The sequence below is a fragment of the Cupriavidus sp. 05T42 genome (genome assembly GCF_056396345.1).
Window position 1 is genome coordinate 1 of sequence record NZ_JBFTLH010000033.1, and the last position, 15,125, is coordinate 15,125.

Annotated in this window: 14 protein-coding genes; 11 read left to right on the forward strand and 3 right to left on the reverse strand. The window is 68.8% G+C overall.

Annotated features, from left to right (window positions below):
• From AC1EJR_RS26115 to AC1EJR_RS26125, 3 genes are all read left to right on the forward strand, one after another.
• Positions 1-400, forward strand: a 400-nt coding sequence (locus tag AC1EJR_RS26115; protein WP_477147789.1) for an ATP-binding cassette domain-containing protein, incomplete at its 5' end; no start/stop codon positions are given.
• Positions 401-421: 21 nt separating this feature from the next.
• Positions 422-1,309 (forward strand): branched-chain amino acid ABC transporter permease, encoded by an 888-nt coding sequence (locus AC1EJR_RS26120; RefSeq protein ID WP_092301874.1) that lies wholly within the window; start codon positions 422-424, stop codon positions 1,307-1,309.
• Entirely contained in the window at positions 1,310-2,350 is a 1,041-nt protein-coding gene (locus AC1EJR_RS26125; RefSeq protein WP_441593737.1) for a branched-chain amino acid ABC transporter permease, read from the forward strand.
• Here the strand turns inward: AC1EJR_RS26125 and AC1EJR_RS26130 are convergent.
• Genes AC1EJR_RS26130 through AC1EJR_RS26140 form a run of 3 tightly spaced genes read right to left on the reverse strand, consistent with a single transcriptional unit; the run spans position 2,327 to position 4,763 of the window.
• The gene (locus AC1EJR_RS26130) at positions 2,327-2,962 is read right to left on the reverse strand and encodes a flavin reductase family protein (RefSeq protein ID WP_092301868.1); all 636 of its coding nucleotides are present in this window, start codon (positions 2,960-2,962) and stop codon (positions 2,327-2,329) included. The genes AC1EJR_RS26125 and AC1EJR_RS26130 overlap by 24 nt on opposite strands.
• A gap of 12 nt (positions 2,963-2,974) precedes the next feature.
• Positions 2,975-3,784, reverse strand: coding sequence for a GntR family transcriptional regulator (locus AC1EJR_RS26135; RefSeq protein WP_441593739.1), 810 nt, complete (start codon positions 3,782-3,784; stop codon positions 2,975-2,977).
• A 4-nt stretch (positions 3,785-3,788) separates the two neighbouring features.
• On the reverse strand, positions 3,789-4,763 hold the full coding sequence (locus AC1EJR_RS26140; RefSeq protein WP_477108985.1) for a polysaccharide deacetylase family protein: 975 nt from the start codon (positions 4,761-4,763) through the stop codon (positions 3,789-3,791).
• A 252-nt stretch (positions 4,764-5,015) separates the two neighbouring features.
• On the opposite strand from AC1EJR_RS26140, the gene AC1EJR_RS26145 reads away from it, so the two are divergent.
• From AC1EJR_RS26145 to AC1EJR_RS26180, 8 genes are all read left to right on the forward strand, one after another.
• Positions 5,016-6,191 carry an ABC transporter substrate-binding protein gene (locus AC1EJR_RS26145; RefSeq protein WP_092301862.1) on the forward strand — a complete coding sequence of 392 codons (1,176 nt, stop codon included), beginning with the start codon at positions 5,016-5,018 and terminating at the stop codon, positions 6,189-6,191.
• Positions 6,192-6,378: 187 nt separating this feature from the next.
• Positions 6,379-7,257 (forward strand): branched-chain amino acid ABC transporter permease, encoded by an 879-nt coding sequence (locus tag AC1EJR_RS26150; RefSeq protein ID WP_092301859.1) that lies wholly within the window; start codon positions 6,379-6,381, stop codon positions 7,255-7,257.
• Positions 7,258-7,265: 8 nt separating this feature from the next.
• On the forward strand, positions 7,266-9,863 hold the full coding sequence (locus tag AC1EJR_RS26155) for a branched-chain amino acid ABC transporter ATP-binding protein/permease (RefSeq protein WP_477147790.1): 2,598 nt from the start codon (positions 7,266-7,268) through the stop codon (positions 9,861-9,863).
• 7 nt (positions 9,864-9,870) lie between these two features.
• Positions 9,871-11,481 (forward strand): gamma-glutamyltransferase family protein, encoded by a 1,611-nt coding sequence (locus AC1EJR_RS26160; protein WP_477113887.1) that lies wholly within the window; start codon positions 9,871-9,873, stop codon positions 11,479-11,481.
• A 218-nt stretch (positions 11,482-11,699) separates the two neighbouring features.
• A complete protein-coding gene (locus AC1EJR_RS26165; protein ID WP_092301853.1) occupies positions 11,700-11,918 on the forward strand; it encodes a hypothetical protein in 219 nt (72 codons plus the stop codon).
• Positions 11,919-11,996: 78 nt separating this feature from the next.
• Positions 11,997-13,454 carry an MFS transporter gene (locus AC1EJR_RS26170; RefSeq protein ID WP_477147797.1) on the forward strand — a complete coding sequence of 486 codons (1,458 nt, stop codon included), beginning with the start codon at positions 11,997-11,999 and terminating at the stop codon, positions 13,452-13,454.
• Between the two features lie 67 nt (positions 13,455-13,521).
• Positions 13,522-13,818, forward strand: a complete 297-nt coding sequence (locus AC1EJR_RS26175) for a helix-turn-helix domain-containing protein (protein WP_477113888.1) — start codon at positions 13,522-13,524, stop codon at positions 13,816-13,818.
• Complete coding sequence (locus AC1EJR_RS26180; protein ID WP_092301844.1) at positions 13,811-15,118, forward strand: type II toxin-antitoxin system HipA family toxin; 1,308 nt, start codon at positions 13,811-13,813, stop codon at positions 15,116-15,118. The genes AC1EJR_RS26175 and AC1EJR_RS26180 overlap by 8 nt, the downstream gene beginning before the upstream one ends.
• Positions 15,119-15,125: the final 7 nt, after the last annotated feature.

The following is a 15,125-nucleotide window of genomic DNA, read 5'->3' on the forward strand; positions in this document are numbered from 1 at the left end:
ATTGAAAGGTGCCGACGCCAGCCGGGGCATGAGCGAGGCCGAGATCTACGAGATGTTCCCGAACCTGGCCGAACGGCGCCAGAGCCAGGGCACGCGACTGTCTGGCGGCGAACAGCAGATGCTGGCGGTGGGGCGCATCTTGCGTACCGGCGCGAGCCTGCTGCTGCTGGACGAAATCTCGGAAGGCCTGGCACCGGTCATCGTGCAGGCACTCGCGCGCATGATCCTGATGCTGAAGAAGAAGGGCTACACGGTGGTGATGGTGGAGCAGAACTTCCGCTTCGCTGCGCCGCTGGCCGACCGCTTCTACGTGATGGAGCACGGGCAGATCGTCKAGCGCTTCGCCGCCGCCGAACTGCAGGCCAAGATGCCGGTGCTGAACGAACTGCTCGGCGTGTAGACACAAAGGGAACCGCATTTCATGACTTTCGATATTGGGATTCCCCTGCCGGCGCTGATGTCCCAGCTGCTGCTGGGGCTCGTCAACGGCGCGTTCTACGCGATGCTGAGCCTTGGGCTGGCCGTCATCTTCGGCCTGCTCAACGTGATCAACTTCGCCCATGGCGCGCTGTTCATGCTCGGCGCCGTGCTCGCCTGGGCCGGCATGGAGTACGCCGGCCTCAACTACTGGGTCATGCTGGCGCTCTCGCCGCTGGTGGTGGCCGTGCTTGGCGTGGTCATCGAGAAGACCATGCTGCGCTGGATCTACAAGCTCGACCACATCTACGGCTTGCTGCTGACGCTCGGCATCACGCTGGTGATCGAGGGCGTGTTCCGCTCGATCTACGGCGTGTCCGGCCTGCCCTACTCGCCGCCGGACGCGCTGCAAGGCGCCACCGACCTCGGCTTCATGATCCTGCCGAACTATCGCGGCTGGGTCGTGGTGGCCTCGCTGGTGGTCTGCTTCGCCACGTGGTTCGTCATCGAGAAGACCAAGCTCGGCGCCTACCTGCGCGCCGGCACCGAGAACCCGAAGATGGTGGAAGCGTTCGGCGTGAACGTGCCATTGATGGTGACGCTGACCTACGGCTTCGGCGTGGCGCTGGCGGCTTTCGCCGGCGTGCTGGCCGCGCCGGTGGTGCAGGTCTCGCCGCTGATGGGCCAGAACCTGATCATCGTGGTGTTCGCAGTGGTGGTGATTGGCGGCATGGGCTCGATCATGGGCGCCATCCTCACCGGCCTGGGCCTCGGCGTGATCGAGGGCCTGACCAAGGTGTTCTATCCGGAAGCGTCCTCCACGGTCGTGTTCTTCATCATGGTGATCGTGCTGCTGCTGCGTCCCGCCGGTCTGTTCGGGAAGGAAAAATAAATGCTGGATTCGCAAAACCCCCGCGGCCGCGCCGCGCTTTACGGCATCGCGCTGCTCGTCGTGGCGCTGGCGCCGATGCTCGGCGCCTACCCGGTGTTCGTGCTCAAGGTGCTGTGCTTCGCACTGTTCGCCTGCGCCTTCAACCTGCTGATCGGCTACACCGGCCTGCTGTCCTTCGGTCATGCGGCCTTCTTCGGCGGCGCCGGCTACGCGGCCGGTCACGCCATGAAGGTCTGGGGCGTGACGCCGGAACTGGGCCTGCTGATCGGCACCGCCGGCGCCGCCGTCACGGGCTGGGCGATGGGCGCGCTGGCCATCCGTCGCCAGGGCATCTACTTCTCGATGATCACGCTGGCGCTGGCGCAGATGCTGTACTTCTTCTGCCTGCAGGCGCCGTTCACCGGTGGCGAGGACGGCATCCAGGGCATTCCGCGCGGCAACCTGTTCGGCCTGCTGCCGCTGGGCGACGACCTCGTGCTGTATTACGTGGTACTCGTTATCGTGGTGGCGGCGTTCGCGCTGATCGTGCGGATCATCCATTCGCCGTTCGGCCAGATCCTCAAGGCCATCAAGGAGAACGAACCGCGCGCCGTGTCGCTCGGCTACGACGTAGATCGCTTCAAGCTGGCCGCCTTCGTGCTGTCGGCGGCGCTGTCCGGGCTGGCCGGCTCGCTGAAGGCGCTGGTGCTCGGTTTCGAGACGCTGACCGATGTGCACTGGTCGATGTCCGGCGCCGTGATCCTGATGACGCTGGTGGGCGGCCTCGGCACGCTGACGGGCCCTATCGTGGGCGCACTGGTGGTGATCGCGCTGGAGAACAAGCTGGGCGACCTCGGCACGTTCCTCGCCAGGCTCACCGGCTTCGACTGGTTCAACACGCTCGGCGAGTCCGTGACGATGGTGACCGGCGTGATCTTCGTGATCTGCGTGCTGACGTTCCGGCGCGGCATTGTCGGCGAGATCATCGCCAAGGCGGCGCAGTGGCAACAGCGCCGCCGTCCCGCCGCGCCGCTCGGTTCACATCTCGTCGATCGCGGTTGAGGCCGTGACCACGCCGGCCTCTTTCTCCAGCGAGAAGCGGTCGCGCGTGGTCACGTAGAAGCTGGCGCCGAAACGCCCCACGGGGAAGTAGTCCTGCAGGCGCACGCGCCAGCGTTCGGTGTCGATCAGCCCGTCCCGCGCATGCAGGCGCAGCACGCGGCCGATGAAGATCTGGCGGCTCGCGGTCTCCAGCGTCTCCCACAGCGTGCATTCGAACGCGACGGGCGCCTCGGCAATCCGGGGCACCGCCACCTGGGTGCACGGCGCCGCCGTGAGGCCCACCCGTGCCAGTTCGCTCACATCGGGCGGCAGCCGTTCGCCGCAGCGATGCATCTTCTCGGCCATGGCCTCGTCGCTGAGGTGCACCACGAACTCCTTCGTGCGCACGATATTCGCCGCCGTGTCCTTCAGCGCGCCGTCGCCCAGGCGGTTGACGCTGATCATCACGATCGGCGGCTCCTCTCCCAGCATGTTGAACATCGAGAACGGTGCGGCGTTGGCCGTGCCGTCTGGCCCGAGCGTGGTCACCAGCGCGATGGGCCGGGGCACGATCAGACTCGCCATGAGCTTGTAGCGCTGGTATTCGGTGATGGCGTTGAAGTCGATTTCCATGGGGTGTTCCGGTCAGCCCTTGCTGGTCTTTGGCAATCCCAGCATCTGCGCCAGGCTTTTCTCGCCCTGCATGCGCGAGGTTTCGATCCGTTCCTCGAGTTCGCGCAAATGGGCTTCCATGCGCGCGACGGCGCCGGCCGCATCGCGGGCCTCGATGCAGGCGACGATGGCCGCGTGCTCGTCGTGCTCGCACGGCGCGTGGCCGGGCGGCTCGTAGAGGCCCACGATCAGCGAGCAGCGCGAGACCAGTTCGGTCAGGTAGCGTTGCAGCACCGGGTTGCGTGCCAGCGCCGCAATGCGCAGGTGGAAGCCGCTGGCCAGCCGCGCCCACGAGGGCTGGTCGAAGCGGTGCATGGCGTCGTGCTCCTCGGCCAACTGGCGGCGCAGGTCGCGCAGATCGGCTTCGGTCACACGCGTGACGGCGAGTTCCACCAGCACGCGTTCCATCGCCCGGCGGGCCTCGAAGATCTGGCTGGTTTCCTCGGGCGTGGGCTCGGCGATCACCGCGCCCTTGTTCGGCCGCAGCGCCACGATGCCATCGTGGGCCAGCTTCTCCAGCACCCGACGCACCACGGCACGGCCCACGCCGAACAGTTGGCACAGCTCCGGCTCGGGCAGCTTGGTGCCCGGCGTCAGCCGATGGTTGAGCACGCCGTCGAAGATGGCCTGATAGATGCGCGTATCGGCGTCGTCGGCGGTCTCTTCCTCGATCGGATCGACGGGCTTGACGGTCTCGGAAGTCCGCTTGGCGGCGGCCTTGGCGGCCGCGGGCTTCCTGGCAGCTTTGGTGGACATGACTTCGGTCAGGGAAACGATGGCCATGATATTAGCGTGAAGGGGTCACTGCGACAGGGTCCACGGCATCCATCGCGTCGCAGATCGCACCCGGCGTGGTCAGCCAGACCTCGCCATGGGAGCGCCGCGCCGCGATATGCGCCAGCGCCCGGCGCAGGTGCCGCAGCCGGTACGGCTGGCCCACCAGGTAGGGATGCAGCGCGATGCCCATCACGAGCGGCTGCGGGTGCTGCGGATCGTTGGCCTGCGCCAGCATCTCGTCGAACTGGTCGATGATCATGTCGGCGAAGGCGGCACCGTCGAGGTGGCGCGCGATGATCATCGGGATGTCGTTCAGTTCCTGCGGATAGGGAATCGACCACAGCGGGCCGCCGCGCGTGGCCATGCGCACCGGGCGGTCATCGTGTGCCCAGTTCAGCGTGTAGCGGTAGCCAGTCTCGACCAGCAGGTCCGGCGTCACCATCGTCTCGGAGATCCACGGCGACAGCCAGCCGCCCGGCGCCCGCCCACTATGCGCCGCGATGCGCTCCCGGCAGTGCACCAGCAGCGCCCGCTCGCCCGCTTCGTCGAACTCGCTTTGGCGATGGGCATTGGTGTGGCCATGGCCGATCAGCTCGTCGCCGCGCGCCAGGCAGGCGTCCAGCACTTCGGGGCAATGGTCATAGAGCGCGGTGTTCAGCAGCACGCCGGCCGGCATCTCCAGCCGGTCGAACAACTCCAGGCAGCGCCACACGCCCACGCGGTTGCCGTACTCGCGCCAGCTGTAGTTGAGCACGTCCGGCTGCGGCGAAACTGGCCCGAGGTTCGCGCCCAGCCCCTCGCCAAAGGCGAAGTGCTCGATATTGAAGCCGAGGTAGACCGCCAGCCGCGCGCCATTGGGCCAGCGGAACGGGTCGGCGTCGGTAATCGGCCGGTACGGAAAGCGGCCATGGTCGCGCAGCGGGCCGAAGGTGGGAAGCCCGGCGGTGGCCTGCGTGGCCGCCAGCGGACTCGGGTTTTGCGTCATGGAGGGATGCCTMTCATCAAATGTGCCCCGCTTTGGCTCATCGCGCACCGGATTCGTGCGACATGAACCATGACGGATCGTATGCAGCCAGGTTTGCAGATCGTTCGCAAAATGCGGGCCAGATCGTCTGCATCTTGACGTGTCAATCGCTCCGGGATCATTTTCGGTTTTGTCGACGGATTGGCACGGCTCTTGCGAGCCGGGTGGATCGAAGCACCCATCCCCATCGATCCGCCCATCCGGAGAACTGCCATGTTTCGTCCCCAACGCCGCGCCCTCCTCGCGACCGCCGCCGCTGCCTGCGTCATGACGGCGCTGCCCGCCCAGGCCGCCGACACCATCAAGATCGGCCTGATCACGGCGTTGTCCGGCCAGTCGGCGCGCGCCGGCGAGTCGCTGACGCGCGGCATGACCGTCGCCATCGACGAGATCAACGCCAAGGGCGGCCTGCTGGGTGGCCGCAAGCTGGAACTGGTGCGCCGCGACGACGAGGGCAACCCGGCCAAGGGTGTGCTGGCCGCGCGCGAGCTGATCTACAAGGAGAAGGTGGCCGTGCTGTTCGGCGGGCTCGACACGCCGGTGTCGATGGCCATCGTGCCGATCGCCAATCAGGAGAAGGTGCCGTTCATGGGCCCGTGGGCCGCCGGCACGCCGATCACGCGCAATGGCGCCAACCCGAACTTCGCCTTCCGCGTGTCCGCCGTGGACGAGGTCGTGGACAAGGCGATGCTCCAGTACGCCCAGAAGACCTTCAACGCCACCAAGCCCGGCCTGATCCTGGTGAACAACCCGTGGGGCGAGTCGAACGAGAAGGGCATCGTCGCCGCGATGGCCGCCAAGGGCGGCAAGCCGGTGGGCGTGGAGAAATTCGAGGCCAATGACGTGGATGTGGTGCCCCAGCTCGGCCGCCTGAAGGCCGCCGGCGCCGACGTGCTGCTGATGGTGGGCAACGTAGGCCCGTCCGCGCAGGTGGTGAAGTCGCTGGACCGCATGGGCTGGAAGGTGCCGGTGGTCTCCCACTGGGGCCCGGCCGGCGGCCGCTTCACCGAACTGGCTGGCCCGAACGCCAAGAACGTCCACTTCGTGCAGACGTACAGCTTCTTCGGCGCACAGACTCCGGTCAGCACGCGCGTGGTGACCGACCTCAAGGCGAAGTACAGCGACATCAAGGGCCCGGACGACATCACCCCGGCCGTGGGCGTGGCCAACGCCTACGACGCCACGCAGCTCGCTGCGCTGGCGATTGCCAAGGCCGGCAGCACCAAGGGCGATGCCATCCGCGAAGGCTTCTACAAGATCGACCGCTACGAGGGCCTGATCAAGACCTACGTGAAGCCGTTCTCCCCGACCGCGCATGACGCCCTGAGCGAAAACGACTACGTCTGGGCGCAGTTCATCGACAACCGCATCGTGCCGGTGGCGAAGTAAGACAGGCGCTTCGTAGAAGCAATATCGATCGTTCAAGCGCCTGCCGTCTCCCCCGCCCCTCTCCCAGAGGGAGAGGGGAGAACACCGTCGGTTTGCTCCCCTCTCCCGCGTGCGGGAGAGGGGCCGGGGGAGAGGGCCGGCGCATCGTCGCGCGATATCGATTGGCAAGCAAAATCAAGGATTCACCATGCTTTGGATCTCCGCCCTCATCAGCGGGCTCGGCCTGGGCAGCATGTATGGCCTGATGGCCCTGGGCTTCCACATCACCTACGCGGTGTCCGCCACCGTCAACTTCGCGCAGGGCAGTTCGATGATGCTGGGAGCAGTGCTGACGTACAGCTTCGCGCAGACGCTCGGCTGGCCGATGCCGCTCGCCATCGTGCTGGCCCTCGGCCTGTGCGCGCTCTACGGGCTGGCCGTGGAATTCCTGGCTGTGCGCCCGTTCGCGAGCCGGGGCTCCAATGCGTGGCTGATGGCCACCGTCGCGCTCGGCATCGTGCTCGATAACCTGGTGATGCTCGCCTTCGGCACCGAGCCGCGCAGCCTGCCCTCCCCGCTCGCCGCACAGTCCGTGCAGCTGGGCGATACCGGCGTCGGCGTCTATCCGCTGCAACTGGTGATTCCCGTGGTCGGCCTCGCGCTGGCGGCCGTGCTGCACTACGTGCTGCGCCGCTCGCGCTGGGGCGTGGCGATGCTGGCCGTGGTGCAGAACCGCGACGCCGCGCGCCTGATGGGCATTCCCATCCGCCGCACCATCGCCGGCGCGTTTGCCATTTCCACGCTGCTGGCCGGCATTGCCGGCGTGCTGATCGCGCCGCTGTTCAACGTACAGGCGGACATGGGCACCGTGTTCGGCCTGAAAGCCTTCGCCGTGGCCATTCTCGGCGGGCTCTCCAGTGCCTGGGGCGTGATGATTGCCGGGCTGATCTTCGGCGTGGCCGAGGCGCTGATCACCGCATCGCTGGGCTCCAGCTACACCCAGATCATCACGTTCGCGCTGGTGATTGCGCTGCTGGCCCTGCGGCCGGACGGCCTGTTCGGACGCGCGGAGGTACGCAAGGTATGAACGATTCGATGGTTTCTTCCAATCCGTCCGCCCCGCCGGCTTCCCCTGCGCCGCTGGCCCGGCCGGCGCGCGCCGCCGCCCCGCTGCTCGGGCTGGGCACGCCACTCCAGATCCTCGCCATGCTGGCGGTGCTGCTGGCCGCCGGCGGGCTCGTGCTGTCGCTCAACGGCTATTTTGTCTTCGTGATTGCCGGCGTGGCGATGCTGGCCATCTGCGGTGTGGGCCTGAACCTGCTGCTCGGGCTCACCGGGCAGGTGTCGTTCGGCCATGTCGGCTTCTATGCGATCGGCGCGTACACGGTCGCCATCCTGACCGGCCAGGCCGGCTGGAGCTTCTGGGCCGCGTGGCCGGTGGGCGCGCTGATCGCCGCGCTGCTGGGCGGCCTGCTCGCCCTGCCCGCGCTGCGCGTGAAGGGCCCCGGCCTGGCGATGGTCACCATCGCCTTCGGCTTTATCGTCGAGCACGGCGCCGTGGAGTGGCGCGCGCTGACCGGCGGGCAGAACGGCCTGATGGGCATCGCGCAACCGTCGTTGCCCGGCGTGGAAGGCGGCGAGCGTGCACTGGCGCTGATCGCGCTGGCCGTGCTGGGCGTGGCGCTGGCCGCCTATGCCCGCATCGCACGCGGTAGCTGGGGCGCGGCGATGCGCGCGGTGCGTGACAGCGAAACCGCTGCGGCGTCGATCGGTGTCAATCCGCTCGTGGTCAAGACCGTGGGCTTCGCGTTCTCCGCCGCGCTGGCGGGGCTGGCTGGCGGGCTGTTTGCGCCGCTGCAGGGCATGGTCACGCCGGGGATGTTCTCGTTCCTGCAATCGATCCTGTTCGTGCTGGTGGTGATGATTGGCGGGGCGGGCACGGTGGTCGGCCCGGTGGCGGGCGCCGTTGTGGTTGGCMTGCTGCCCGAGTTGCTGTCCAGCCTGGAGAACCTGCGCCTGCTCTGCTTCGGCATGCTGTTGCTGGTGGTGCTCTGGGTGGCCCCCACGGGCATGGTGGGCGTGGTGACGGACCTGCTGCGCCGCCTGCGGCCGGCCCGCGCGGCTGCCGCCCATGCTTCCGTGGCTGGCGCGCAGCTGCCKGTGCGACCGGAGGAGACGCGCCGGGGCCTCTCGGCGCTCGGCCTGTCGATGGTGTTCGGCGGCGTGCGCGCCGTGGACAACCTGTCGTTCGATCTGCCGCCGGGTCAGGTGACGAGCCTGATCGGCCCCAATGGCGCCGGCAAGTCCACCGTGCTGAACATGCTGTCCGGCTACTACCGTCCGCGCGAGGGYGGGCGCCAGCTTGGCACGGCGCCGCTGCCGGCGCGCGGCGCCTGCGACAGCGCCCGGCAAGGCATCGCCCGCACCTACCAGACCACGCAGCTCTTCGCCGGCATGAGCGCCACGGACAACGTGGCCATCGCGCTGACCAAGGGCCGCCTCGGCACGCTGCTCGGCATCGCCGGTTTCACCGCCCCCGCCGTGCGCGAGGAGGCGCGCGCACTGCTGGCCGCCTGCGGCTACACCGGCGACCCGGACGCCAGCGCCGCCGATCTGGCCCACGTGGACCGCCGCCTCGTGGAAATCGCCCGCGCACTGGCTACGCGGCCCGCCGTGCTGCTGCTGGACGAACCGGCCGCCGGCCTCTCGCGCGAGGACAAGGCCACGCTGGGCCGCCTGCTGCGCAAGATCGCCGATAGCGGCGTGGCCGTCGGTCTGGTCGAACACGACATGTCGCTCGTGATGGATGTCTCCGATGGCATCGTCGTGATCGATGCCGGCCAGCGCCTGGCCGTGGGCACGCCCGAGGCGATCCGCACCGATCCAGCCGTGCGCCGCGCCTATCTGGGCGACGCCGCCAACGCGCCGGCCCGCAAACCCTCGGCCTGCCAGCCGCTGGGTGGCGCGCCGCTGCCGGAAGTGCTGGGCGTGAGCGCGCTGCGCGCCGGCTATGGCGCCGCGCCGGTCCTGCACGATGTGGACCTGCAAGTGCGCGAGGGCGAGATGGTCGCGCTACTGGGCGCCAACGGCGCCGGCAAGTCCACGCTGATGCGCGCGCTGGCGGGCCTGCATCGCCCGGTGCAGGGCGGCATCACGTTCGACGGGACCGACCTTGCCCGGCTCGACGCCGCGCGCATCGCCGCGATGGGCGTGGTACTCGTGCCGGAAGGCCGGCAGGTGTTCCCGGAGCTGTCCGTGCTCGACAACCTCCGCCTTGGCGCCTTCCCGTCCGGCCCGCTCCCGCGCGTGGAGATGATGCGCCGCGTGGAATCGATGTTCGCCCGCTTCCCGCGCCTGCGCGAGCGCCAGCACCAGCGCGCCGGCCTGCTTTCCGGCGGCGAACAGCAGATGCTGGCCGTGGCGCGCGGGCTGATGTCGCAGCCGACCGTGCTGCTGCTCGACGAACCGTCGCTCGGCCTCGCGCCGAAGGTCATCGACGAGCTGTTCGCCTCGCTCGATACGCTGCGCGAGGCGTCCATCACCATCCTGCTGGTCGACCAGATGGCCGCGCTCGCGCTGTCGCTGGCGGACCGCGCCTATGTGCTGGAGGAAGGCCGCGTCGTGGCCAGCGGCCCGGCCGACGAACTCGCGCGCGACCCGGCGCTGGTGCAGGCCTATCTGGGAGGACATTGAACCCACGATGACGCCAAACCTGCATACCCCCGCCCTCGCCCCCAATCTCGCCCATTCCCGCGAGGGCATGGTCACCAGCCCGCATGCGCTCGCCAGCGAGGCGGGTCTCGAGATCCTGCGCGATGGCGGCACCGCCATCGAAGCCGCCATCGCCATCGGCGCCACGCTGGCCGTCACCTATCCGCACTTCACGGGGCTGGGCGGCGACGCCTTCTGGCTCATCAGCGACCGCGCGGGCAACGTGCGCACGCTGTCCGGCATCGGCCAGGCCGCGCAGGCGCTGCCGGCGTTTGGCGAGTCGATTCCCACGCGCGGCCCGGGCGCCACGCTGACCACCGCCGCCACGGTCGATACCTGGGACCGCGCCTTCACCATCAGCCGCGACACCTGGGGCGGCCGGCAGGACTGGTCCGCGCTGTTCCGCCGCGCCATCGCCTACGCGCACGAGGGCTTCCCGGTCACGCCATCGCAACATTTCTGGCAGAACTTCCGGGCCGATGAGCTGGGCAACTGGCCCGGCTTCGCACAGATCTTCATGCCCGATGGTGCAATCCCGGCCATCGGCACGACATTGCGCCAGCAGGCGCTGGGCCGCAGCCTCGAACGCATCGCCGGCCATGGCGCGCGCGAGTTCTATGAAGGCGAGCTGGCCGAGCGCATCGTCGCCGGCCTGCGCGCCGTGGGCTCGCCGTTGCGCATGGCGGACCTGGCGCGCACCGCCGCGCGCGACGCGCTGCCGCTGCGCGTGCCCTATCGTGGCGGCGAGCTGCTGAGCCTGCCGCCGCCCACGCAGGGCGTGACCACGCTCCAGATCCTCGGCATCCTCGATCGATTCGACCTCACCGGCATCGCCGAGGGCAGCGCGGACTACTACCACCTGCTGGTGGAGGCCGTGAAGGAGGCGTTCATCGAGCGCAACCGCTACGTGGCCGACCCCGAGTTCGTCGACGTACCGGCCGAAGCGATGCTCGCCCCCGCGCGCCTGGACGCCATGGCCGCGCGCATCGACCCGGCGCGCGCGCTCGACTGGCCGCACGTCTACCAGCACGGCGACACCGTCTTCCTGAGCGCAGTGGACCGCGAGGGCCGCTGCGTGAGCGTGCTCCAGACCGTGTATTTCGACTGGGGCAGCGGCGTGATGGCCGGCGATACCGGCATCCTGTGGCACAACCGGGGCGCGGCGTTCAGCGTCGATCCCACCCATCACAACGCGATTCAACCGGGCAAGCGTCCGTTCCATACGCTGAATCCGGGCATGTATCTCAAGGACGGGAAGCCGCGCCTGCTGTACGGCACGCAGGGCGCCGACGGCCAGCCGCAGACGCTGGCCGCCGTGCTCACGCGGCTGATCGACTACGGCATGGACCCGCTCACGGCGCTGGCACGGCCCCGCTTCCTGCTCGGCCGCACCTTCTCCGATGCCGCCGACAGCCTGAAGCTGGAAGCCGACGCTGGCACGGACGTGATCACGGCCCTGGCACGCCGTGGCCATGAAGTGAGCGTCATTTCGCCGCAGAGCCCGCTGGCGGGGCATCCGGGCGTGATTGCCATCGGCGAAGACGGCGCGCTGGCCGGCGCGCACGATCCGCGCAGCGACGGTGTGGCGATGGGCGTGTAACACGGCACGGTGGGGATGTATCGGCTTTGTATCGGTGTGGAACCCACCCCGATGGGGCTCGTCAAAGCAATGACTGTCGCAAACTGTCGACCTCCGATCACGATGCGTTGCAGCGTGAAAGCCGGGCCACGATAGTCCACAATCCCTAACGGAGGCCGCTACTGCCAGGCGACCCCCGAGTCCCCAGCAACCGCTCCCCTCTCGCCAAGGAGAACACCGTGCTGAGCCCACACGAACTGGCCACGCTGATGCTGATCGGCAACGGCCCCCATACCCGCTCCGATACTGCGGACGCACGCGAGATCGATCCCGTCGACCTCGATGCACTCGTCGCCCGCGAACTCGTTACCCTGCAAGCCGAACAAGGCCGACGGCCTTGCCCTCAAATCACTGCCCATGGCCGCTCGATGCTGAAAGCCGTCGGCCGGGAATGCTGAACCTTTCGCACTGACCTGACCGCTGACCGCTGGCGGCATCAATGGGATGCCGCCGGTCGATAGCCATCGGAGACGCTTATCGCCGGCTGGCAGTCTGACATCCCCGCGCGCCTCGACCGCCTGCCCTGGTCCGCCTGGCACTGGCGCGTGGCTCTCGCCCTCGGCATTGCCTGGGTGCTCGACGGGCTGGAGGTCACCCTCGTCGGCTCCGTGGGCGCCGTGCTGGAGCGGCCCGACACGCTCGGGCTCTCCGCCTCGCAGGTCGGCTGGACCGGGTCCCTATATATATTAGGGGCCGTCACCGGGGCGCTCGTCTTCGGCCGCATGGCCGACCGCCTGGGCCGCAAGCGCCTGTTCCTCGCCACGCTGTTCGTCTACATGACGGCGACGCTGCTGACGGCGTTCTCGCCGAACTTCGCGTTCTTCGCGCTGTGCCGCTTCCTGACCGGGCTCGGCATTGGCGGCGAATACGCGGCCATCAATTCCGCCATCGACGAACTGATCCCGGCGCGCGTGCGGGGGCGCGTCAACCTTGCCATCAACGGCAGCTTCTGGCTCGGTGCGGCGCTGGGTGCGGGGCTGAGCCTGGTGGTGCTCGATCCGCGCGTGCTCGGCCCGGTCTGGGGCTGGCGCGCCTGTTTCGCGCTGGGCGCGGTGCTGGCGGTGGCCATCGTCCTGATCCGGCGCCACGTACCCGAAAGCCCGCGCTGGCTGGCCACGCACGGCCACCGCGCGGAGGCGGAGCGGGTGATTGCCGGCATCGAGGCCGAGGTGGCCGCGCGCCACKGCCCGCTGCCGCCGCCGGACCCCGCCGCGCACGTGGCCTACGCGGGCCGGCCCGTGCCGACCGTGCGCGAGATCGTAGGGCTGCTGGTGCGGCGCTACCGCACGCGCAGTGTGGTCACCTTCGCGCTGATGGTGGCGCAGGCCTTCTTCTACAACGCCATTTTCTTCACCTACGCGCTGGTGCTCACGCGCTTCTACGGCGTGGCGGAGGAACGCGTGGCGCTCTATATCTTCCCGTTCGCCATCGGCAATGCGCTCGGCCCGCTGATCCTGGGGCCGCTGTTCGACCGCGTGGGCCGCCGCAAGATGATCGCGGTGACCTATGTGCTGTCCGGCATCGGCCTCGCCGCCACAGGCTGGGCGTTCATGGAAGGCTGGCTGGACGCGCGCGCGCAGGCGCTGTGCTGGTCGGCGGTGTTCTTCCTGGCCTCGGCGGCGGCCAGCTCGGCCTACCTGACGGCGAGCGAAGTCTTTCCGCTCGAAATGCGCGCGCTGGCCATCTCCATCTTCTACGCGGTGGGCACTGGCACGGGCGGGTTTATCGCCCCGGTGCTGTTCGGCATGCTGATCGAGACCGGCAGCCGGGGGGCGGTGGCCGTGGGGTACGCCATTGGCGCGGCGCTGGTGATCGTGGCGGGATTGCTGGCGCTGCGGTTCGGCGTGGATGCGGAGCGGCGCCCGCTGGAGCACATCGCCCCGCCGCTGGGCTCGGAGGTGGATGTTATGTCAATCCATAATAAAGATCGATAAATGATGAAATAGCATAATTTTTGGACGACTGCTATGCTATGACATAACACCACCCTCGGTTTGACCTATGTCCTCCTTCGCCGCCCAGTTGGGCCAGCTTCGCAAGGCACGCGGCCTCTCGCTCGGCGCTGTCGGCCGTCTGATCGGCATGGCGGCGCCCAACCTGTCGGTGGCCCTGAGCGGCAAGCAGGATGTGCGCGGATCAACACTTGATGCCATCGCCACCGCCCTCGACGCCGAGTGGGTCCTCGTACCGCGCGAGCATCTGGCCGAAGTCCAGCGCACCGTGAGCGGCAAGGCCACCGGCCCGGACCGCGCCGCGCCCACCTCGGTCGACCTGCTGCTCGGAGACGCCGATGCCTGACGGCCTGCGCCCGCGCTATCTCACCGTCCACCTGCACAACATGCTGTGCGGCTATCTTTGCGAGGCCGGCCGCACCACGCGCTTCGTGCCGGGCGAAGCCTTCCGGGGCGATGCCGGACGGCCGACGCTGAGCCTCTCGCTGACGATTCCGGGCAACGAGGCGCTGACCGCCACGATCCTCGCCAACCCGTTCCATCCCGCGCTCTACAACACCCATGGCGAGCTGCCGCCTTACTTTGCCGGCCTGCTGCCTGAGGGCGAGCTGCGCCGGCGGCTGGAAGCCACGCGGCACCATCCGGACGACCGCGACGACTTCGGCGTGCTGGCCGCAGCCGGCGAAGACCTGCCCGGCGCGCTGATCGTCCGCCCGGCGGACATTGACGCCCTGCCTGACACCGTGCGCACCGTGGGCGTGACCGGCGGCGCGGACAACCTGGAAATCGCCGTGGTGGAAGGCGCCACCGAGGGCGCGGCATCGGTGTCCGGCGTGCAGAACAAGCTCGCGCTGTCCACCGCGCACGCCGGCAAGCGTTACACCATGCCCACCCACGGGCGGCTGTCGGACCTGATCGCCAAGCTGCCGGCCCGCAACGACGACAGCCAGATCTTTAACGAATATGTGTCGATGCAGCTGGCGCAGGCGGCCGGCGTGGCCGTGGCGCCGTGCAAACCGCAGCCGCTGGCGACCATCGACGTACCCGGCCTGGCCGAAGCGCTMGGCGCCGACCTGCACTTCCTGGCCGTGGACCGTTTCGACCGCGAACCCGGCGGGCGCGTGCATGCGGAAGACGGCTGCCAGGTGCTGACGCGTATGCCCTCGCGCAAGTACGCCGGCAACGACGCCTACGTGGCCATCGTCCGCCTGCTGGAGCGGCTCAGCGTGCGCGGCATCGAGGACGTGCGGCAGTTCTTCATGCGGCAGGCCGTGAACACGCTGATCGGCAACAGCGACGCCCATCTCAAGAACTTCTCTTTTCTGTATCGGAACGGGACCATGCCCGAGCTGTCGCCCGCCTATGACATCGTCAGCGTGGCGGCGCTGTCCGGCTTCGCGGCCTTCGGCCAGAACGTGGCCATCGACGGCCTGCAGCGCAAGCAAACCCTGGAGACCTACCGCGACTTCGCCCGCGAGGCCAAGATCGCCGAGCGCATCGCGCTGGCGGCCGTGAAGGACGCCGTCAGCCTGGCCCGCGAACGCTGGCCGGCCCTGCTCGACACCCTGCCCACGCCGCCGGCCATGCGCACCGTGGTGCTGGAGCGGCTGGAGACGCTGCCGCTGGCACGGCTGGCCCGGCGCTGAGAGCTTC

What these genes read in the sequence shown, in the direction of transcription:
- AC1EJR_RS26120 (WP_092301874.1), top strand. Translation starts at nt 422, where the DNA reads ATGACTTTCGATATTGGGATTCCCCTGCCGGCGCTGATGTCCCAGCTG.
- AC1EJR_RS26125 (WP_441593737.1), top strand. Translation starts at nt 1,310, where the DNA reads ATGCTGGATTCGCAAAACCCCCGCGGCCGCGCCGCGCTTTACGGCATC.
- AC1EJR_RS26130 (WP_092301868.1), bottom strand. Translation starts at nt 2,962, where the DNA reads ATGGAAATCGACTTCAACGCCATCACCGAATACCAGCGCTACAAGCTC.
- AC1EJR_RS26135 (WP_441593739.1), bottom strand. Translation starts at nt 3,784, where the DNA reads ATGGCCATCGTTTCCCTGACCGAAGTCATGTCCACCAAAGCTGCCAGG.
- AC1EJR_RS26140 (WP_477108985.1), bottom strand. Translation starts at nt 4,763, where the DNA reads ATGACGCAAAACCCGAGTCCGCTGGCGGCCACGCAGGCCACCGCCGGG.
- AC1EJR_RS26145 (WP_092301862.1), top strand. Translation starts at nt 5,016, where the DNA reads ATGTTTCGTCCCCAACGCCGCGCCCTCCTCGCGACCGCCGCCGCTGCC.
- AC1EJR_RS26150 (WP_092301859.1), top strand. Translation starts at nt 6,379, where the DNA reads ATGCTTTGGATCTCCGCCCTCATCAGCGGGCTCGGCCTGGGCAGCATG.
- AC1EJR_RS26160 (WP_477113887.1), top strand. Translation starts at nt 9,871, where the DNA reads ATGACGCCAAACCTGCATACCCCCGCCCTCGCCCCCAATCTCGCCCAT.
- AC1EJR_RS26175 (WP_477113888.1), top strand. Translation starts at nt 13,522, where the DNA reads ATGTCCTCCTTCGCCGCCCAGTTGGGCCAGCTTCGCAAGGCACGCGGC.